Below are 21495 nucleotides of genomic sequence, written 5' to 3' on the forward strand. Positions count from 1 at the left end.
ATTTATGCCATAGACAGCAGGTGCTGGTTAAAGCTTAATTTCCTGCCGAGGTATTCGATCATAATAGAACTATTTTGTTCGGACTATCATCGTACCTCCATGTCTGTCATGATATGGAGGTTTTTTTACGGGTGTGAATGGTAACATTCTACAGGAGGTGTTAATATGAGCAATGCGAATAATGTTAATGCAAAGAAACAAATTGTTGATGAAATCGCTGGTAAACTGAAAGACAGTGTATCCACAGTTGTTGTTGACTACCGTGGTTTAAACGTTGCTGAAGTTACAGAACTTCGTAAACAATTACGTGAAGCTGGCATCGAGTTCAAAGTTTACAAAAACTCCATGACTCGCCGTGCTGCTGATCAAGTTGAACTTTCTGACCTTAACGAAGCTCTTACTGGACCAAATGCGATTGCATTCAGTACTGAGGACGTTGTAGCTCCGGCTAAAATCTTGAACGACTTCGCTAAAAAACACGAAGCTCTAGAAATTAAAGCAGGTGTAATCGAAGGAAACGTTGCAACTGTTGAAGAAGTTAAAGCTCTTGCAGAACTTCCATCTCGCGAAGGTTTGCTTTCTATGTTGCTCAGCGTGCTTCAAGCACCTATCCGCAACTTGGCACTTGCTACAAAAGCAGTGGCAGAACAAAAAGAAGAACAAGGAGCTTAATTGCTTCTTGATTAGAAATACGTATACAACGATTTATTAAAAACTAAGGAGGAACTTATAATGACTAAAGAACAAATCATTGAAGCAGTTAAAAATATGACTGTTTTAGAACTTAACGATCTTGTAAAAGCAATTGAAGAAGAATTTGGCGTAACTGCAGCTGCTCCTGTAGCTATGGTTGGTGCTGCTGGCGGAGAAGCTGCAGCTGAAAAAACTGAATTTGATGTTGTTCTAGCTAGCGCTGGAGATCAAAAAATCAAAGTTATCAAAGTAGTACGTGAAATCACTGGCCTTGGTCTTAAAGAAGCTAAAGAAGTTGTTGATAACACTCCTAAAGCTATCAAAGAAGGCGTTTCTAAAGACGAAGCTGAAGAAATCAAAGCTAAACTTGAAGAAGTTGGCGCTGGTGTAGAAGTTAAGTAATTTTACACACTCATATGAAAAGGCTCGCTGCAAATACAGCGGGCTTTTTCTGACTTTAGAAATAAAAGTTGGAATTTAGGTTTTCGTTAAAACGATCCGAAATGCAATTGGTCAGGAGGGATCTGGGTTGTCAGATCATTATTATTCCCGCAATCCTCAGGTTGATAGTAATCCTGATGAATGGAGCTATACTTTAAGAGGGAAGACATTTCGTTTTAAAACAGATGCTGGTGTTTTTTCTAAACGTGAGGTTGATTTTGGTTCAAGATTGTTAATAGAGGCCTTCGTGGAACCTGAGGCTTCCGGCAAACAGCCAATCATTGATGTCGGCTGCGGTTATGGCCCGATAGGTTTATCTTTGGCTGATTCTTTTTCTGACAGAACAATTCATATGGTAGATGTGAATGAAAGAGCTCTCCATTTGTCAGGGGAAAATGCTCGAATCAATGAGATCAAAAATGTTAAGATTTATGAGAGTACTGTTTATCAAAATGTTACGGAAACTGAGTTTGCAGCGGTTGTTTCGAACCCGCCCATCAGAGCCGGAAAAAAAGTGGTACATGAAATACTTGAAAGAAGTAAGAGTGTTTTACAGGATGGCGGCGAGTTGTGGATTGTCATTCAAAAGAAACAGGGAGCTCCATCCGCAATGGCTAAAATGGAAGATGTTTTTGGAAACGTCGAGGTCATTATAAAGAAAAAAGGGTACTATATTTTGAAGTCTAAAAAAGTTTGACTTGACAATATGCCTATGTTAATATTAAAAAATGCATATATATAATTTGGGACACCCTGCACATTTTGGTAAAGAAACAAATAAATGTGTATATGTTCTGGAAAATATGGAAAAAATAAACCAATACTATGCGTTTTTGAAATTGAGGTTTTCAGATTGAAACCCTTTTTCTTTTTTGTTCTATCAGCTTGTATATGGCTGATAGAATATAAATTCTATCATAAACGCTTTATTTGAGGGGTGAATCAGTTGACAGGTCAACTTGTTCAGTATGGACGACATCGCCAACGCCGGAGCTATGCGCGCATTAGCGAAGTGCTCGAATTACCGAATTTAATTGAAATTCAAACCTCTTCCTATCAATGGTTTCTTGATGAGGGCTTAAGAGAAATGTTCCAGGACATTTCCCCTATCGAGGATTTTACAGGAAATCTGTCTCTTGAGTTTATCGATTATAGCCTTGGAGACCCGAAATATCCTGTGGAAGAATCTAAGGAGCGGGATGTAACCTACTCCGCCCCATTACGGGTTAAAGTAAGACTTGTAAACAAAGAGACGGGAGAAGTTAAAGACCAAGATGTCTTTATGGGTGATTTCCCTCTCATGACGGAAACGGGAACGTTTGTTATAAACGGTGCCGAACGTGTTATCGTATCCCAATTAGTACGATCCCCGAGTGTATACTACAGCGGGAAGGTTGACAAAAACGGAAAGCGTGGATTCACGGCTACCGTAATTCCAAACCGCGGAGCATGGTTGGAATATGAAACTGACGCGAAAGATGTAGTTTACGTAAGAATCGATCGTACAAGGAAGTTGCCGGTAACGGTTCTTTTGCGTGCTCTTGGATTCGGCTCTGATCAAGAAATCATCGATCTAATCGGTGATAACGAGTACATCCGTAACACATTGGAAAAAGATAATACTGAAAGTACAGAAAAAGCTTTGCTTGAAATCTATGAGCGTCTTCGCCCAGGTGAACCGCCTACGGTCGAAAATGCGAAGAGTTTGCTTGTTTCACGTTTCTTTGATCCGAAGAGATATGATTTGGCAAATGTAGGACGCTATAAAATTAACAAGAAACTTCATATAAAAAATCGTCTTTTCAACCAAAAAGTAGCTGAAACTTTGGTGGACCCTGAAACAGGAGAAATCTTAGTTGAAAAAGATACTTTGTTGGATCGCCGTACTCTCGATAAAATCATCCCTTACTTAGAAAATGGGATTGGCTTCAAAACGTACAACCCTGTTGGGGGAGTCGTAGAAGAAGATGTACTGGTTCAAAATGTTAAAATCTATGCACCGAGCGATGCTGAAGGTGAAAAGGTAATTAACGTTATCGGCAATGCTTATGTAGAAAAGAAAGTTAAAAACATTACACCTGCTGATATTGTATCTACTATCAGTTACTTCTTTAACTTACTGCATGGTGTTGGCGACACAGATGATATCGATCATTTAGGTAACCGACGTCTGCGTTCAGTTGGTGAGCTATTGCAAAACCAATTCAGAATTGGTTTATCCCGTATGGAGCGTGTGGTTCGTGAGAGAATGTCCATCCAGGATACAAACACGATTACACCGCAGCAGCTTATTAACATTCGCCCGGTTATTGCTTCTATTAAAGAATTCTTTGGAAGCTCCCAGTTGTCTCAGTTTATGGATCAAACAAATCCACTTGCTGAATTGACACATAAACGGAGATTGTCTGCACTTGGACCTGGTGGTTTAACAAGGGAACGTGCCGGAATGGAAGTTCGTGACGTTCACTATTCCCACTATGGACGTATGTGCCCAATTGAAACACCTGAGGGACCAAACATTGGTTTGATTAACTCATTATCTACATTCGCAAAAGTAAACCCATACGGTTTCATTGAAACGCCATATAGAAGGGTAGACCCTGCGACAGGCAAAGTAACTGATCGAATGGATTACTTGACTGCTGATGAAGAGGATCTTTATGTAGTGGCACAGGCAAATGCCCCGCTAACTGAAGATGGTGGATTTATGAACGAGGAAGTTGTGGCTCGTTTCCGTGGTGAAAATACAGTTGTTAAACGTGATCGCGTTGACTATATGGACGTATCACCTAAACAGGTTGTATCGGCTGCAACAGCTTGTATCCCGTTCCTTGAAAACGATGACTCCAACCGTGCCCTTATGGGAGCGAACATGCAACGTCAAGCGGTTCCGCTTATTCGTCCGCAGGCTCCAATTGTTGGTACAGGTATGGAATATGTATCAGGTAAAGATTCCGGTGCTGCTGTTATTTGTAAGCACGATGGAATCGTAGAACACGTGGAAGCCAGAGAAATCTGGGTAAGACGTGTTAGTGAAGTAGATGGTGAAGAGGTAAAAGGTAATCTTGATAAATACCGTACCCTTAAATTCATCCGTTCTAACCAAGGAACATGTTATAACCAACGTCCGATCGTCAAATCGGGTGACCGTGTTGTTAAAGGAGAAATCCTTGCAGATGGTCCATCCATGGAGCTTGGCGAATTGGCATTAGGCCAAAACGTACTTGTTGCCTTCATGACATGGGATGGTTATAACTATGAGGATGCCATCATTATGAGTGAACGTCTTGTAAAAGACGATGTATATACTTCTATTCATATTGAAGAATATGAATCTGAAGCTCGTGATACTAAACTTGGACCGGAAGAAATTACACGTGACATTCCAAATGTTGGGGAAGATGCCCTGCGCAATTTGGATGACCGTGGAATCATTCGCATCGGTGCCGAAGTTAAAGACGGTGACCTTCTAGTTGGTAAGGTAACTCCTAAAGGGGTTACGGAGCTGACTGCTGAAGAAAGATTGTTACATGCAATCTTTGGTGAGAAGGCTCGTGAAGTTCGTGACACATCTCTCCGTGTACCGCATGGCGGCGGAGGTATTGTCCATGATGTTAAAGTCTTTACACGTGAAGACGGTGATGAACTGCCACCAGGTGTAAACCAGTTGGTACGTGTATACATCGTTCAGAAACGTAAAATCCATGAAGGAGATAAAATGGCCGGTCGTCACGGTAACAAAGGGGTTATCTCCCGAATTTTACCTGAAGAAGATATGCCTTTCCTTCCGGATGGAACACCTGTCGATATCATGTTGAACCCATTAGGGGTACCATCACGTATGAATATCGGTCAGGTATTGGAATTGCACTTAGGTATGGCTGCAAGACAGCTTGGAATCCATGTGGCAACTCCTGTATTTGACGGTGCTCGTGAAGAAGATGTTTGGGATACAATCGAAGAGGCTGGTATGTCTCGCGATGCGAAAACAATTCTTTATGACGGCAGAACTGGAGAACCATTTGATAACCGTGTTTCCGTTGGTGTCATGTATATGATCAAACTGGCACACATGGTTGATGATAAACTTCATGCCCGTTCAACAGGACCTTACTCACTTGTTACGCAACAGCCATTGGGTGGTAAAGCTCAATTCGGTGGTCAGCGTTTTGGTGAGATGGAGGTATGGGCGCTTGAAGCATATGGTGCTGCATACACACTTCAAGAAATCCTTACAGTTAAATCTGATGATGTTGTTGGTCGTGTGAAAACTTATGAAGCAATTGTAAAAGGTGACAATGTACCTGAACCGGGCGTTCCGGAATCTTTCAAGGTTTTAATCAAGGAACTTCAAAGTTTAGGTATGGATGTTAAGATTCTTTCTGGTGATGATAAAGAAATTGAAATGCGTGATCTGGAAGATGATGACGATATTCACCAAGCAGATACATTAACCATAGATCCTGATGTGAAAAGTCCCGAATCAGAAACAGTTGGTACAATCGAGTAACCTTAGTGATATTGGGATACGGAAAGGGAGGTAGGCCCCTTGTTGGATGTAAACAATTTTGAATATATGAAAATAGGCCTTGCTTCACCGGATAAGATTCGCTCTTGGTCTTTCGGAGAAGTGAAAAAGCCAGAAACTATAAACTACCGTACACTTAAACCTGAAAAAGATGGGTTGTTCTGTGAGCGCATTTTCGGTCCTACAAAGGACTGGGAATGCCACTGCGGTAAATATAAAAGAGTACGCTACAAAGGTGTAGTTTGTGACCGTTGTGGTGTTGAAGTAACTAGAGCTAAAGTGAGACGTGAGCGTATGGGCCATATTGAATTGGCTGCTCCGGTTTCTCATATTTGGTACTTTAAAGGAATTCCAAGCCGTATGGGTCTTTTACTTGACATGTCTCCGCGTGCCTTGGAAGAAGTAATTTATTTTGCTTCTTACGTTGTTACAGAAGCAGGAGATACTGCTTTAGAGAGAAAGCAGCTTCTTTCTGAGAAAGAATACCGTGCATACCGTGATAAATACGGCAACAAGTTCCAAGCTGGGATGGGTGCAGAATCCATTAAAAAGCTTCTTCAGGATATCGATCTTAACAAAGAGGTAGAATCCTTGAAAGAAGAGCTTAAAACAGCTCAGGGACAACGCCGCACACGTGCGATTAAACGTCTTGAAGTATTGGAAGCATTCCGTCATTCAGGTAACGAACCTTCTTGGATGATTCTGGATGTACTTCCGGTTATTCCTCCTGAACTTCGTCCAATGGTTCAATTGGATGGTGGTCGTTTTGCAACATCTGACTTGAATGACCTGTATCGCAGAGTAATCAACCGTAACAATCGTTTGAAACGTCTGCTTGATTTAGGTGCTCCAAGCATCATTGTTCAAAATGAAAAGCGTATGCTTCAGGAAGCAGTTGACGCATTGATTGATAACGGTCGACGTGGCCGTCCTGTAACAGGACCTGGTAACCGTCCGCTTAAGTCTTTGTCTCATATGCTTAAAGGTAAACAAGGACGTTTCCGTCAAAACTTACTAGGTAAACGTGTTGACTACTCTGGTCGTTCCGTTATCGTTGTAGGACCAAACTTGAAAATGTACCAATGTGGTTTGCCGAAGGAAATGGCAATCGAACTATTCAAGCCTTTCGTAATGAAAGAACTTGTTGAAAAAGGATTGGCTCATAACATCAAATCAGCTAAGAGAAAGATCGAAAGACATTCTCCTGATATTTGGGATGTGCTTGAAGAAGTAATTAAGGAGCACCCGGTATTATTAAACCGTGCCCCAACACTTCACCGTCTAGGAATCCAGGCGTTCGAACCAACATTAGTTGAAGGTAGAGCTATTCGACTTCACCCGTTAGTATGTACAGCTTATAACGCTGACTTTGACGGTGACCAAATGGCTGTTCACGTACCTTTATCTGCAGAAGCACAAGCGGAAGCCCGTCTATTGATGCTAGCTGCACAAAACATCCTTAACCCTAAGGATGGTAAACCGGTTGTAACTCCATCCCAGGATATGGTTCTTGGTAACTATTATCTGACAATGGAAAGACCAGGTGCAGTTGGAGAAGGTATGATCTTCAACGACACTAATGAAGCAGTACTTGCCTATCAAAACGGATATGTTCACTTACACACTCGTGTAGCTGTACATGCTAGTTCTTTAAATAACGAAACGTTTACGGAAGAACAGAATAAGCAATTATTGCTTACTACTGTTGGTAAATTGATATTCAATGAAATTCTTCCTGAAACTTTCCCTTATATTAACGAACCAACAAGATCCAATCTGGAAGAAAAAACACCAGAGAAATATTTTGTTGAAAAGGGAGCAAATGTGAAGGAGATCTTGGCGAATCGCGAAAGAATCCAACCATTTAAGAAGAAAATTCTTGGTAACATTATTGCTGAAGTCTTTAAACGTTTTAAAATAACTGAAACATCCAAAATGCTTGACCGCATGAAGGATTTAGGATTTAAATATTCGACTCGTGCAGGTATTACTGTAGGGGTTGCAGATATCGTCGTTTTACCTGAAAAACAAGAAATTCTTGAAAAAGCTCAAGGTAAAGTAGACAGTGTCATGAAACAATTCAGACGTGGTTTAATCACAGAAGAAGAACGTTATGACCGTGTTATCTCAATTTGGAGTGAAGCGAAGGATGATATCCAAAGTAAGCTAATGGCATCCTTACATCACTTGAATCCAATCTTTATGATGAGTGATTCCGGAGCCCGTGGTAACGCATCTAACTTTACGCAGCTTGCGGGTATGCGTGGATTGATGGCCAACCCGGCTGGTCGTATTATTGAGCTCCCAATCAAATCAAGTTTCCGTGAAGGCTTAACGGTATTGGAGTACTTCATCTCCACTCACGGTGCGCGTAAAGGTCTTGCCGATACAGCACTGAAAACAGCCGATTCCGGTTACTTAACAAGACGTCTGGTTGATGTTGCACAGGATGTTATCGTTAGAGAAGATGACTGTGGAACAGACCGCGGCTTAGAAGTAAGAGCTTTGAAAGATGGTACAGAAACGATCGAAAGCCTTGAAGAACGTCTGGTAGGACGTTATGCAAGGAAGAAAGTTAAACACCCTGAAACAGGCGAAGTTCTGATTAATGAGAACGAAATCTTCACTGAAGATCTTGCTCAAAAAATTGAAGAACTTGGTATTGAAGAAGTTACAATTCGCTCTGCGTTTACATGTAACACTCGCCATGGTGTATGTAAGAAATGTTACGGACGTAACCTTGCAACTGGTCAAGAGGTTGAAGTTGGTGAAGCAGTCGGAATCATTGCTGCTCAATCCATCGGTGAACCTGGTACACAGTTGACAATGCGTACTTTCCATACAGGTGGGGTTGCCGGAGACGATATTACACAAGGTCTTCCGCGTATTCAGGAGTTGTTTGAAGCACGTAACCCTAAAGGGCAGGCAGTTATTGCTGAAATCGAAGGTACGGTTACAGCGATTAACGAAGTCCGTGACAAACAACAGGAAATTACAATCCAAGGTGCAGTGGAAAGCCGTTCTTATACAGCTCCGTATTCTGCACGCTTGAAAGTGAATGTAAATGACACTGTTGTTCCTGGTCAGGAGCTTACAGAAGGATCTATTGATCCAAAAGAACTTCTTAAAGTTACAAATGTACGTACAGTACAGGAATACCTGTTAAAAGAAGTGCAAAAAGTATACCGTATGCAAGGGGTAGAAATTGGCGATAAACACGTAGAGGTTATGGTTCGTCAAATGCTTAAGAAAATTCGTGTTATCGATGCTGGAGAAACCGATGTATTGCCAGGAACATTACTGGATATTCATCAGTTCACAAAAGCAAACCATGATGCGTTGCTTCAAGGTAAAAATCCAGCTACTGGACGCCCGCTATTGCTTGGTATTACAAAAGCATCTCTTGAAACGGATTCCTTCCTGTCCGCCGCATCCTTCCAGGAAACTACTCGTGTTCTTACAGATGCAGCGATTAAAGGAAAACGCGATGAATTGCTTGGACTTAAAGAGAACGTTATTATCGGTAAGTTAATACCTGCTGGTACAGGTATGCATCGTTACCGTAAAGCTGTTCCGGTTCTAACTGAACAGAAAGAAGAAACGGTTCCAGCTGAGTAATCAATCTACATCAGAAGAGGTAGCCGGATGATCAATCCGGCTAATCTTCTGTATATATATAAAGTAAATAAGGGTAACAAATTAATTTTTTTCGTGCGATTGTTGACATTTATGTTTTATAAATGGTACTATAGCAAAGGTGCTCCTATTAACCTGTTACTTTGGAGGATATTAATGATGTCTTATGAAAAAGTATCTCAGGCAAAGAACCTGATAATAGGGACGAAACAAACAGTGAAAGCTCTCCGAACAGGAAATGCCGAAACAGTTATTATTGCTCTTGATGCTGATTCAACAATCACATCAAAAGTAATTGATGCTGCTAAAGAGTATTCCGTTCCAATCGATTATGTAGACTCGATGAGGTTGCTCGGAAAAGCATGCAAAATAGATGTTGGAGCAGCAGCTGTTGTCATTATGAAATAGAAAAACTGTTTTTGCAGTTGATGCAAAAACTTTGTTTTTACCCTTTTATGAACCACCTGGATGTGTGGGACTAGGGGAACCAATTTTGAAGGGAGGAAACATCATGCCAACTATTAACCAATTGGTACGTAAGCCACGTAAATCTAAAGAAGAAAAATCAAAGTCTCCAGCTTTGAATAAAGGTTACAATAGCTTCAAGAAATCCCAAACAAACGTATCATCTCCACAAAAACGTGGGGTATGTACTCGTGTTGGTACAATGACTCCAAAGAAACCAAACTCCGCGTTACGTAAATATGCGCGTGTACGTTTGACTAATGGAATCGAGGTTACTGCTTACATTCCTGGTATCGGCCACAACTTGCAAGAGCACAGTGTTGTATTAATCCGTGGAGGACGTGTAAAAGACCTTCCAGGGGTACGTTACCACATCGTGCGTGGCGCACTTGATACTGCAGGCGTTAACAACCGTATGCAAGGTCGTTCTAAATACGGTACGAAAAAACCTAAAGCAGCTAAAAAATAATTATCAACCAAAAATAATTACTTCTTTGAAAGGAGGAACAAAATATGCCTCGTAAAGGACCTGTTTCAAAAAGAGATGTATTACCTGATCCGATATATAATTCCAAGCTTGTAACAAAATTGATCAACAAAATGATGATCGATGGAAAAAGAGGGACTTCCCAAAAAATCCTTTATGCTTCTTTTGATATCGTAAGAGAGCGTACTGGTAATGATCCAATGGAAGTTTTCGATCAAGCTTTAAAAAATATCATGCCAGTTCTAGAAGTTAGAGCACGCCGTGTAGGTGGAGCTAACTACCAAGTACCAGTTGAGGTTCGCCCTGACAGACGTACTACTCTAGGACTTCGTTGGTTAGTAAACTATGCTCGTCTTCGTGGTGAAAAAACTATGGAAGAGCGTTTAGCTAACGAAATCATGGATGCAGCTAATAACACTGGCGCTTCTGTTAAGAAACGCGAAGATACACATAAAATGGCTGAAGCTAACAAAGCTTTCGCTCACTATCGTTGGTAAAATCAAAAATACTAAAAATCTATATTCACAAGGAAGGAGAAAGACCCAATGGCTAGAGAGTTCTCCTTAGAAAAAACTCGTAATATTGGTATCATGGCTCATATCGATGCTGGTAAAACGACGACTACTGAGCGCGTTCTTTACTACACAGGTCGTATCCACAAAATTGGAGAAACTCATGAAGGTGCATCACAAATGGACTGGATGGAGCAAGAACAAGAGCGTGGAATCACGATCACATCTGCTGCAACAACAGCAGCATGGAAAGAACACCGCGTAAATATCATCGACACACCAGGACACGTAGACTTCACAGTTGAAGTTGAACGTTCCCTTCGTGTACTAGATGGTGCGGTAGCAGTACTAGATGCACAATCCGGTGTTGAACCACAAACTGAAACAGTTTGGCGCCAAGCTACAACTTACGGAGTACCACGTGTTGTTTTTGTTAACAAAATGGACAAAATCGGTGCGGATTTCTTATACTCCGTAAAAACTTTGCATGAACGCCTTCAAGCGAATGCACACCCAATTCAGATACCAATCGGTGCTGAAGATGACTTCGAAGCAATCATTGACCTAGTGGAAATGAACGCAGTATTCTATGGTAACGACCTTGGTACTGATATCGAAGTTCGTGAAATTCCTGAAGAGCACATGGCAATAGCAGAAGAATACCGTGAGAAATTAGTTGAGGCAGTAGCAGAACTTGACGAAGAATTAATGGAAAAATACCTTGGCGGTGAAGAAATCACTAAAGAGGAATTGAAAGCAGCTATCCGTAAAGGTACTGTAAACGTTGAATTCTACCCAGTTATCTGTGGTTCTGCATTCAAAAACAAAGGTGTTCAGTTAATGCTAGACGCTGTAATCGACTACCTTCCATCTCCATTAGACGTACCTGCAATCAAAGGTATTCTACCGGATACAGATGAAGAAGTTGAACGTCATGCTGATGACAGCGAGCCATTCTCTGCGCTTGCTTTCAAAGTTATGACTGACCCTTATGTTGGTAAATTAACATTCTTCCGTGTATACTCTGGTACTTTGAGCTCCGGTTCATACGTACAAAACTCTACTAAAGGAAAACGTGAGCGTGTAGGACGTATCCTGCAAATGCATGCGAATTCCCGTCAAGAGATCTCAGAAGTATACGCTGGGGATATCGCCGCTGCTGTAGGTCTAAAAGATACTACAACTGGAGATACTCTATGTGAAGAAAAGAACCTGGTTATCTTGGAATCCATGGAATTCCCTGAGCCAGTTATCTCTCTTTCAATTGAACCTAAATCTAAAGCAGACCAAGACAAAATGTCTACTGCTCTTCAAAAGCTTCAAGAGGAAGATCCAACTTTCCGCGCTCATACTGACCAAGAAACTGGTCAAACGATTATCGAAGGTATGGGTGAGCTTCACTTAGATATTCTTGTAGACCGTATGCGTCGTGAATTCAAAGTAGAAGCTAATGTTGGTGCACCTCAGGTTGCTTACCGTGAGACTTTCCGTACACCTGCACAGGTTGAGGGTAAATTTGCTCGTCAATCCGGTGGACGTGGACAATACGGTCACGTTTGGATCGAATTCTCACCTAACGAAGAAGGTAAAGGCTTCGAATTCGAAAATGCTATCGTTGGTGGTGTAGTACCACGTGAATACGTTCCTGCTGTACAAGCTGGTCTAGAAGACGCTCTTGACCGCGGTGTGCTTGCTGGCTACCCATTAATCGATATTAAAGCAAAACTATTTGATGGTTCTTACCATGACGTAGACTCCTCTGAGATGGCATTTAAAGTAGCAGCATCTTTAGCTCTTAAAAATGCAGCGAAAAAATGTAATCCAGTTATCCTTGAGCCAATGATGAGCGTTGAAGTTGTTATCCCTGAAGAGTACATGGGTGACATCATGGGTAATATCACAGCTCGTCGTGGACGTGTAGAAGGTATGGAAGCACGCGGTAACGCACAAGTTGTACGTGCTATGGTACCTCTATCTGAAATGTTCGGTTACGCAACAACATTGCGTTCCAACACTCAAGGACGCGGCGTATTCTCTATGACTTTCGATCATTACGAAGAAGTTCCTAAGAGCATCGCTGAAGAGATTATCAAAAAAAATAAAGGTGAATAATTGATTTTCATTCTTTATTAAAGTATAACTACTTATGTAAGCCAAGATAGAAGACATTGTCAACTGTCTTGGCACATAGTATAAAAAAACCAATTTTCTTATATTAAAGGAGGAAATTCCTAAAATGGCAAAAGCTAAATTTGATCGTTCTAAACCACACGTTAATATCGGAACAATCGGTCACGTTGACCATGGTAAAACAACTTTAACAGCTGCAATCACTTCTGTACTTGCAAAAGTAGGTGGAGCTGAAGCTCGCGCTTACGACCAAATCGATGGTGCTCCAGAAGAAAGAGAACGTGGTATCACAATCTCTACTGCACACGTTGAGTATGAAACTGAAACTCGTCACTATGCACACGTTGACTGCCCAGGACATGCTGACTATGTTAAAAACATGATCACTGGTGCAGCACAAATGGACGGCGGTATCTTAGTAGTATCTGCTGCTGACGGCCCAATGCCACAAACTCGTGAGCACATCCTTCTTTCTCGTCAAGTAGGTGTACCTTACCTTGTTGTATTCATGAACAAATGTGACATGGTTGATGATGAAGAACTTCTTGAACTAGTTGAAATGGAAATTCGTGACCTTCTTTCTGAATACGAATTCCCTGGCGATGATATCCCAGTAATCAAAGGTTCTGCTCTTAAAGCTCTTGAAGGCGAAGCTGAGTGGGAAGAAAAAATCAACGAGCTTATGACTGCAGTTGACGAGTACATCCCAACTCCAACTCGTGACACTGAAAAACCATTCATGATGCCAGTAGAGGACGTATTCTCTATCACTGGTCGTGGTACAGTTGCAACTGGCCGTGTTGAACGTGGTCAAGTTAAAGTTGGTGACGTTATTGAAATCATCGGTCTTGCTGAAGAACCAAAATCTACAACTGTTACTGGTGTAGAAATGTTCCGTAAGCTTCTTGATTACGCTGAAGCTGGTGACAACATTGGAGCTCTTCTTCGTGGTGTAGCACGTGAAGAAATCCAACGTGGACAAGTACTTGCTAAACCAGGTACTATCAACCCACACACTAAATTCAAAGCTGAAGTTTACGTATTGTCTAAAGAAGAAGGCGGACGTCACACTCCATTCTTCTCTAACTACCGTCCACAATTCTACTTCCGTACAACTGACGTAACTGGTGTTGTAAACCTTCCAGAAGGAACTGAAATGGTTATGCCTGGAGACAACATCGAAATGTCTGTTGAACTTATCGCTCCTGTTGCGATCGAAGAAGGAACTAAGTTCTCTATTCGTGAAGGCGGACGTACAGTAGGCGCAGGTGTAGTTGCTAGCATTCAAGAATAATTTTACTTATTAAAACAGGCGGGTGTACAACCGCCTGTTTTTTTATGTTTATGTCCCGCAAAAATTGCAGAATTGGTTTACACTACACCGTTCGTTCATTTAGAACTTTATAATCAGCAACTCTCCGCTAACAAAAAATAATACATCCTCTCATACTCCCTTGTTTACAATATCCTGCTAATTACTGACAAAAAATCGAAACTAAATAACATCCATAAACTTCCTACGATGTAAAAAATCAGATACAATAGATATATGCGAATTTTTTATTGGGGGGCAAAGGATGATAGGAACGTTAAAATCTATGCTTCACCCTCGAGAAACAAACATCGAGTTGAGAGGCGTAATGACAAAAACTCAATACATACTTTTGTTTGGTGGATTACTTCTCTATAGTATGGTCTTGTTTGGTGCCTATGGATATCTAGGTTTGGGCAGTGAAAACTTGTCTGTGTATATGGAGACTCTAAAAGAAGCCAGATGGGAAACGACCAAGTTTTTATACTTTATTGGTAAACTAGCTGCTGGTCTCTTATATCCGTTGTTGTTCACATTATATTTTACAGTGCTATTTTGGATCGTTTTTGAGGACCTCTCTTTTCGAAGAGTGTGGAAACATCAGCTTATACCTTTAATGGTGATGCTCGTAGCGAAGACAATGGAACTAATATGTATGCTGCTACTAAGGGTTCCTGAACATTCATCTCCCTTTAGTCTAGGAGTCATTACACAAATGCTTACACCACAGATCTTTTGGGTGGAATTAGCTGCAAACATTACGATATTTATACTGTTGGCAGGCTATCTTCAATATCGAATTTTCCACAAGTCACTTGATTATAGTAAAAAGAGAGTGATTATAACTGTATCTTTATCCTGGATTTTATTTATAGTGCTGGATGGGGCAACGGATACATTATTTAGAGTCATGAAGGTGATTATATGAATTCTAGCCTTGGGAAGAAAAAATGGTCTCTTGTGTCATTAGCCGTTCTCTTATTTATACTTACAAATAGCATTATTATTTACAAAATAGATAAAATTGATCGGACAGTCCTTATTACAGATCCTCATACCACCAAAAAAGGTACATTAAAAGAAACACTTCAAACTGAAGGGGAGGCTGAGCCATCTGAAATATATAAGGTCTTTTATGAAGAACCAAGGGGGATGCTCGATGAAATCTTGGTTGAAGAGGGTCAGCAGGTCCAAGTAGGTACACCATTGCTAAGTTATTTAACTAATACTGATAGTAGCGATGTCATAACTGGATTAGAAGAAGCTAACAAACGCCTTTCTATGAAAATAGAAAAATTGAATGAGGATATTTCCTTGCTTCAGTCGGAGGTCGAAGAGTATAACAGCTTACAAACTGCCGACAACGATGATGAGAAGGCGGAACCAGATTTAGATAACACACGTATATTGGAGTATGAGATAAAAAACATAGAATATGAAATTAAGATGACTGAGCTGCAAATAGAGGAAAATCAAACACAGATAGATATGGCCAACAGTGCTGAAGATCAAATTACAATAGAAAGTAAAATTGATGGAACTATCGTGCAAAGAAATGACTTTAGCAGGACAGCAGATAATCCGTTACTAACTATTATGAATCAAGCCTCTATAGTGGTGAATGTATTAGTTGGCGAAGATGATATCCAGCGAATAAAATTTGATCAGGAAGTTATGATTAAACCGAAACATTTGGATTCGGGATTGATTAAAGGCAAAGTAATAAAAATAAGTGATATTCCGTTTAGTAAAAATGATAAGAATGATAAAAGCTTCTATAATATATCGGTTCAGCCAGAAGATCCAAGTGAATCATCAGAAGAGGCTGCAGAGAGTCAGTTATTAATCGGATCCCATGTAGCTGCCGCTATCACATTGAAGGAGCTTAACAATGTAGTTGTCTTACCAAAGAAAAGCCTGGCAGGTAATCATGTGGTACTTCTTGAAAAGGGTGAGCTAAAACAAAAGAAGATTAAGGCTGGATTAGTATTTGGTGATAAAGTGGCCGTGACTAAGGGGCTCAAAGAAAAACAACGTATACTACCTTTAGCCGATGCTAGCATAAATGGGGATACTAGGTACATAAAGTCCGTTGACTTCGATTATGTATATAAGAAGACGTATAAACAATTTAATGTGGAAGAAAAGTTATGGTTAGTAGCAAGAGGTATCATACAATGATTATGAGATAAATATGATAAGTGATGAGAGAGGGGAAGGTGCATACTTTCCTCTTTTTGTTATGTATGAGAGAGAAAGCTAGTATATTAATGGAAAGAAGAACGATAACTTGAAAAAGTAGAAGTGAGATTGTATACTAATATTCGTGTGATAGAAGAAATTATTTTTAACTGTTGCATACCCAGAAAGTATAATGTATAATAGACAATGTTGGTCTTTTCATTGCGATGATGTGGAAGGTTGCTGACACACCCGGCCGCTTTGCCATGGCGCGTGTGTAAGGAGATTTCCACGGAGAATGTCTATTACAAAATAGGCGATAAAGGAGGGAAAATAATGGCAAAACAAAAGATTCGCATTCGTTTAAAAGCATATGATCACAGAATTCTTGATCAATCTGCTGAGAAAATTGTAGAAACTGCAAAACGTTCTGGTGCAGCTGTTTCCGGTCCGATTCCACTTCCGACTGAGAAAAACGTGTACACGATCCTACGTGCGGTTCATAAATACAAAGATTCTCGTGAGCAGTTCGAAATGCGCACGCACAAACGTCTAATCGACATTGTAAATCCTACACCACAAACTGTAGATTCACTAATGCGTTTAGATTTACCATCTGGCGTAGATATCGAAATCAAATTATAATCGTTTCATAAAAATAAAAAGAAAACACTAGGAGGTGTGACTCATGACCAAAGGAATCTTAGGTAGAAAAATCGGTATGACTCAAGTATTTGCTGAGAACGGTGAACTTATCCCGGTAACAGTTGTTGAAGCAGTACCAAACGTAGTTCTTCAAAAGAAAACTGCTGAAAACGATGGCTACGAAGCTATCCAACTAGGCTACGAAGATCTTCGTGAAATGCTTTACAACAAACCACAACAAGGGCACGCTGCTAAAGCGAACACTGCTCCTAAGCGCTTCGCTCGCGAAATTCGCGATGCAGACCTCAATAACTATGAGGTAGGTCAAGAAGTCAAGGTAGATCTTTTCGCTGAAGGCGAAATCGTTGATGTAACAGGAATCTCAAAAGGTAAAGGTTTCCAAGGACCAATTAAACGTCACAACCAATCTCGTGGTCCAATGTCTCACGGATCTCGTTACCATCGTCGTCCTGGTTCAATGGGACCAGTTGCTCCAAACCGCGTATTCAAAGGCAAAAAACTTGCTGGACGTATGGGTGGAACTCAAATCACTGTACAAAACCTTGAAATCGTTAAGGTTGATGCAGAACGTAACGTAATCCTTATCAAAGGTAACGTTCCTGGACCTAAAAAAGCTTTACTAAAAATCAAAAGTGCGGTTAAAGCGAACTAATCTATCGAGAAAGGAGGAAAATCGCAATGCCGAAAATTGCTCTTTTAAACCAAGCTGGTTCTCAAGTAGGCGATATAGAGCTTAACGAATCAGTATTTGGTATTGAACCAAATGAGAGTGTTGTAACTGAAGCAATCCTTATGCAAAGAGCGTCTTTGCGCCAAGGAAATCATAAAGTTAAAAATCGTTCTGAAGTAAGAGGCGGCGGCCGTAAACCATGGCGTCAAAAAGGAACTGGACGTGCTCGTCAAGGTTCTATCCGTTCCCCACAATGGCGTGGTGGTGGTGTGGTATTCGGACCAACACCAAGAAGCTACTCTTACAAACTTCCTAAGAAAGTACGTCGTTTAGCTATTAAATCTGTACTTTCCGCTAAAGTGAACGAAGAAAACGTAATCGTTCTTGATGCTTTAACTTTTGAAGCACCAAAAACTAAAGAATTCACAGCTGTATTAAAAGGCTTGAATACTGAAAACAAAAAAGCGTTGATCGTAACTGCGGATGTAGACGAAAACGTTGCGCTTTCCGGCCGTAACATTCCGGGAGTAACAATCGTTGAAGCTAACGCTATTAACGTATTGGATGTTGTAGGACATGAGAAGTTAATCATGACTAAAACAGCTGTTGAAAAAATAGAGGAGGTGCTTGGATAATGGAAGCACGTGATATTATTAAGCGCCCCGTCATTACTGAAAGCTCAGCTGACATCATGGCCGATAAAAAATATACTTTTGAAGTTGACGTAAGAGCTAATAAAACTCAAATCAAAGATGCTGTTGAAGAAATCTTTGAAGTTAAAGTTGAAAAAGTTAACGTTATGAACTACAAAGGTAAATTCAAACGCATGGGTAAACATGCTGGATATACAAACAAACGCCGTAAAGCGATTGTTAAACTAACTGCTGATAGCAAAGAAATCGAATTCTTTGAAGCATAATTTTTAAAGAAAAGGAGGGACACAACATGGCGATTAAAAAGTATAAACCTACCAGTAATGGTCGTCGCGGAATGACTGTTTCCGATTTCGCTGAAATTACAACGGATCAACCGGAAAAATCATTATTAGCACCTTTACACAGAAAAGGTGGCCGTAACAACCAAGGTAAGTTAACTGTTCGTCATCAAGGTGGCGGTCACAAGCGCCAATACCGTATCATTGATTTCAAACGTGATAAAGATGGCATTCCAGGACGCGTTGCTACTATCGAGTACGATCCAAACCGTTCTGCTAACATTGCACTAATCAATTATGTTGATGGAGAAAAACGTTACATTCTTGCTCCGAAAAACTTGGTGGTGGGCATGGAAATCATGTCTGGACCAGAAGCGGATATCAAAGTAGGTAATGCTCTTCCATTAATTAATATCCCAGTGGGTACTGTTATCCACAATATCGAGTTGAAACCTGGTAAGGGAGGACAATTAGTTCGTTCCGCAGGTACTTCTGCTCAAGTACTAGGTAAAGAAGGACGCTACGTACTAGTACGTCTTAATTCCGGAGAGGTTCGTATGATTCTTGCTACTTGCCGTGCAACAATCGGTCAAGTTGGTAACGAGCAACACGAACTTATCAACATCGGTAAAGCGGGACGTTCTCGTTGGTTAGGTAAACGCCCTACTGTACGTGGTTCTGTAATGAACCCAGTAGATCACCCACACGGTGGTGGTGAAGGTAGAGCACCTATCGGACGTAAGTCTCCAATGACTCCTTGGGGCAAACCAGCTCTTGGATTCAAGACTCGTAAAAAGAAAAACAAATCAGACAAATTTATTGTTCGTCGTCGTAAAAAATAACGCGGTTGTACTACGGTTCGCGTGTAGAACCGTAGAGCAATCACGAAGGGAGGCACAAACATGGGTCGCAGCCTAAAAAAAGGACCATTTGTTGACGATCATCTCATCAAGAAGGTTGAAGCATTGAATGAAGCTGACAAGAAACAAGTTATCAAAACTTGGTCAAGACGTTCTACAATCTTCCCACAATTCATCGGACACACAGTTGCTGTATACGATGGACGCAAACACGTACCAGTTTATGTAACGGAAGACATGGTAGGCCACAAGTTCGGTGAATTCGCACCAACTCGCGCTTACAAAGGTCATGCCGGAGACGATAAGAAAACAAGACGTTAATCAGAGAGGAGGGCATAAATATGCAAGCAAAAGCTGTTGCTAGAACAGTTCGTATTGCTCCTCGTAAAGCTCGTTTAGTATTAGATCTAATCCGAGGTAAGCAAGTAGGCGAAGCAGTTGCTATTCTTAACTTAACTCCGAAAGCAGCTTCCCCTGTTATCGAAAAAGTATTAAAATCTGCTGTTGCAAACGCAGAACACAACTACGATATGGACGTTAACTCGCTTGTCATTTCTGAAGCCTATGCTAACGAAGGACCAACACTTAAACGTTTCCGTCCACGTGCAATGGGTCGTGCAAGCGCGATTAACAAACGCACAAGCCACATCACAATCGTTGTATCAGAAAAGAAGGAGGGATAATCCGTGGGTCAAAAGGTAAATCCGGTCGGTATGCGTATCGGGATCATCCGTGATTGGGAATCCAAATGGTTCGCAGAAAAGGACTACGCTAAACTTTTGCATGAAGACATTAAAGTACGTGAGTACATTATGAAACGTCTTCACGATGCATCTGTTTCTAAAATCGAAATCGAACGTGCTGCAAACCGCGTGAACATTTCTATCCACACTGCAAAACCTGGAATGGTTATCGGTAAAGGTGGTACAGAAGTTGAAGCGCTTCGTAAAGCACTTAATCAATTAACTGAAAAACGTGTTCATATCAACATCATTGAAATCAAGAGAGCTGATTTGGACGCTAAATTAGTAGCGGAAAATATCGCGCGTCAATTAGAAAACCGTGTATCTTTCCGTCGTGCACAAAAACAAACTATCCAACGTGCAATGCGCGCTGGTGCAAAAGGTATCAAAACTCAAGTATCTGGACGTTTAGGTGGAGCTGATATCGCTCGTGCTGAACACTACAGTGAAGGAACTGTTCCACTTCATACTCTTCGCGCTGACATCGACTATGCTACAGCAGAAGCGGACACTACTTACGGAAAGCTTGGAGTAAAAGTATGGATCTATCGTGGAGAAGTCCTTCCTACCAAGAAGAAGTCTGTGGAAGGAGGAAAATAATATGTTATTGCCTAAACGCGTAAAACATCGCCGTGAACACCGCGGAAAGATGAGAGGCCGTGCAAAAGGCGGTACTGAAGTAGCATTCGGCGAATACGGTCTTCAAGCTCTTGAAGCTTCTTGGATCACAAACCGTCAAATCGAAGCAGCTCGTATCGCAATGACTCGTTATATGAAACGTGGCGGTAAAGTTTGGATTAAAATTTTCCCTCACAAACCATACACTGCAAAACCTTTAGAAGTACGTATGGGTTCCGGTAAAGGGGCACCTGAAGGTTGGGTAGCAGTAGTAAAACCTGGTAAAATTATGTTCGAAATCGCTGGAGTATCTGAAGAGGTAGCACGTGAAGCCCTTCGTCTTGCAGCTCACAAACTTCCAGTAAAATGTAAGTTTGTAAAACGTGAAGAAATTGGTGGTGAAGCAAATGAAATCTAATGAGATCCGTGATTTAACCACTGCCGAAATAGAACAAAAACTTAAAGCACTTAAAGAAGAGCTTTTTAACCTTCGCTTCCAGCTTGCTACAGGACAATTAGAAAACCCTGCACGTATTCGTGAAGTTCGCAAAGCGATTGCACGTATGAAAACAGTTGTGCGTGAAAGAGAGCTCAACGTAAACAATTGATAATGAGAGGA

Annotated in this window: 22 protein-coding genes and 1 other annotated feature (1 of these 23 only partly in view); all 22 genes read left to right on the plus strand. The window is 40.9% G+C overall.

The genetic code is table 11. The annotated features are described in order from the left end of the window. Positions 1-135: a sequence feature (ribosomal protein L10 leader region), on the plus strand (it extends 11 nt beyond the left edge of the window). Between the two features lie 30 nt (positions 136-165). Further along, positions 166-672 (plus strand): 50S ribosomal protein L10, encoded by a 507-nt coding sequence (rplJ, locus tag AC4D4B_RS18400; protein WP_066103022.1) that lies wholly within the window; start codon positions 166-168, stop codon positions 670-672. A 60-nt stretch (positions 673-732) separates the two neighbouring features. After that, positions 733-1095: a 50S ribosomal protein L7/L12 gene (gene rplL / locus AC4D4B_RS18405; RefSeq protein WP_066103019.1), complete on the plus strand. Its 363-nt coding sequence runs from the start codon at positions 733-735 to the stop codon at positions 1093-1095. Between the two features lie 127 nt (positions 1096-1222). After that, positions 1223-1831 (plus strand): class I SAM-dependent methyltransferase, encoded by a 609-nt coding sequence (locus AC4D4B_RS18410; protein ID WP_491000745.1) that lies wholly within the window; start codon positions 1223-1225, stop codon positions 1829-1831. A gap of 249 nt (positions 1832-2080) precedes the next feature. Further along, positions 2081-5644, plus strand: coding sequence for a DNA-directed RNA polymerase subunit beta (gene rpoB / locus AC4D4B_RS18415; protein WP_066103012.1), 3564 nt, complete (start codon positions 2081-2083; stop codon positions 5642-5644). A gap of 39 nt (positions 5645-5683) precedes the next feature. Further along, positions 5684-9280, plus strand: coding sequence for a DNA-directed RNA polymerase subunit beta' (rpoC, locus tag AC4D4B_RS18420; protein WP_490997170.1), 3597 nt, complete (start codon positions 5684-5686; stop codon positions 9278-9280). Positions 9281-9457: 177 nt separating this feature from the next. Then, positions 9458-9706 carry a 50S ribosomal protein L7ae-like protein gene (locus AC4D4B_RS18425; RefSeq protein ID WP_066103006.1) on the plus strand — a complete coding sequence of 83 codons (249 nt, stop codon included), beginning with the start codon at positions 9458-9460 and terminating at the stop codon, positions 9704-9706. Positions 9707-9809: 103 nt separating this feature from the next. Next, positions 9810-10232, plus strand: a complete 423-nt coding sequence (rpsL, locus tag AC4D4B_RS18430; protein WP_049672552.1) for a 30S ribosomal protein S12 — start codon at positions 9810-9812, stop codon at positions 10230-10232. Positions 10233-10276: 44 nt separating this feature from the next. Next, positions 10277-10747, plus strand: a complete 471-nt coding sequence (gene rpsG, locus AC4D4B_RS18435) for a 30S ribosomal protein S7 (protein WP_066103004.1) — start codon at positions 10277-10279, stop codon at positions 10745-10747. A gap of 48 nt (positions 10748-10795) precedes the next feature. Then, positions 10796-12874: an elongation factor G gene (fusA, locus tag AC4D4B_RS18440; protein ID WP_491000746.1), complete on the plus strand. Its 2079-nt coding sequence runs from the start codon at positions 10796-10798 to the stop codon at positions 12872-12874. A 124-nt stretch (positions 12875-12998) separates the two neighbouring features. Further along, a complete protein-coding gene (gene tuf, locus AC4D4B_RS18445; protein ID WP_490997171.1) occupies positions 12999-14186 on the plus strand; it encodes an elongation factor Tu in 1188 nt (395 codons plus the stop codon). Between the two features lie 283 nt (positions 14187-14469). Beyond that, positions 14470-15132 (plus strand): hypothetical protein, encoded by a 663-nt coding sequence (locus AC4D4B_RS18450; protein ID WP_491000747.1) that lies wholly within the window; start codon positions 14470-14472, stop codon positions 15130-15132. Next, positions 15129-16385 (plus strand): efflux RND transporter periplasmic adaptor subunit, encoded by a 1257-nt coding sequence (locus AC4D4B_RS18455; protein ID WP_491000748.1) that lies wholly within the window; start codon positions 15129-15131, stop codon positions 16383-16385. Before AC4D4B_RS18450 ends, AC4D4B_RS18455 begins: the two co-directional genes overlap by 4 nt. A gap of 336 nt (positions 16386-16721) precedes the next feature. After that, positions 16722-17030: a 30S ribosomal protein S10 gene (gene rpsJ, locus AC4D4B_RS18460; protein ID WP_066102989.1), complete on the plus strand. Its 309-nt coding sequence runs from the start codon at positions 16722-16724 to the stop codon at positions 17028-17030. Between the two features lie 43 nt (positions 17031-17073). Continuing rightward, positions 17074-17703: a 50S ribosomal protein L3 gene (gene rplC / locus AC4D4B_RS18465; protein WP_490997174.1), complete on the plus strand. Its 630-nt coding sequence runs from the start codon at positions 17074-17076 to the stop codon at positions 17701-17703. Positions 17704-17729: 26 nt separating this feature from the next. Next, on the plus strand, positions 17730-18356 hold the full coding sequence (gene rplD / locus AC4D4B_RS18470; RefSeq protein WP_490997175.1) for a 50S ribosomal protein L4: 627 nt from the start codon (positions 17730-17732) through the stop codon (positions 18354-18356). Further along, entirely contained in the window at positions 18356-18640 is a 285-nt protein-coding gene (gene rplW / locus AC4D4B_RS18475) for a 50S ribosomal protein L23 (protein WP_066102977.1), read from the plus strand. Before rplD ends, rplW begins: the two co-directional genes overlap by 1 nt. A gap of 26 nt (positions 18641-18666) precedes the next feature. Beyond that, on the plus strand, positions 18667-19497 hold the full coding sequence (gene rplB, locus AC4D4B_RS18480; RefSeq protein WP_066102974.1) for a 50S ribosomal protein L2: 831 nt from the start codon (positions 18667-18669) through the stop codon (positions 19495-19497). Between the two features lie 60 nt (positions 19498-19557). Further along, positions 19558-19836 carry a 30S ribosomal protein S19 gene (gene rpsS, locus AC4D4B_RS18485; protein WP_066102971.1) on the plus strand — a complete coding sequence of 93 codons (279 nt, stop codon included), beginning with the start codon at positions 19558-19560 and terminating at the stop codon, positions 19834-19836. Between the two features lie 20 nt (positions 19837-19856). Further along, positions 19857-20198, plus strand: coding sequence for a 50S ribosomal protein L22 (gene rplV, locus AC4D4B_RS18490; protein ID WP_066102967.1), 342 nt, complete (start codon positions 19857-19859; stop codon positions 20196-20198). Positions 20199-20201: 3 nt separating this feature from the next. Beyond that, a complete protein-coding gene (gene rpsC, locus AC4D4B_RS18495) occupies positions 20202-20858 on the plus strand; it encodes a 30S ribosomal protein S3 (RefSeq protein ID WP_066102964.1) in 657 nt (218 codons plus the stop codon). A 1-nt stretch (position 20859) separates the two neighbouring features. Continuing rightward, entirely contained in the window at positions 20860-21294 is a 435-nt protein-coding gene (rplP, locus tag AC4D4B_RS18500; protein WP_066102961.1) for a 50S ribosomal protein L16, read from the plus strand. Beyond that, positions 21284-21484, plus strand: coding sequence for a 50S ribosomal protein L29 (gene rpmC / locus AC4D4B_RS18505; protein ID WP_066102959.1), 201 nt, complete (start codon positions 21284-21286; stop codon positions 21482-21484). The genes rplP and rpmC overlap by 11 nt, the downstream gene beginning before the upstream one ends. Positions 21485-21495 lie beyond the last annotated feature (11 nt).

It is taken from the genome of Pradoshia sp. Z6_59, from assembly GCF_058267515.1.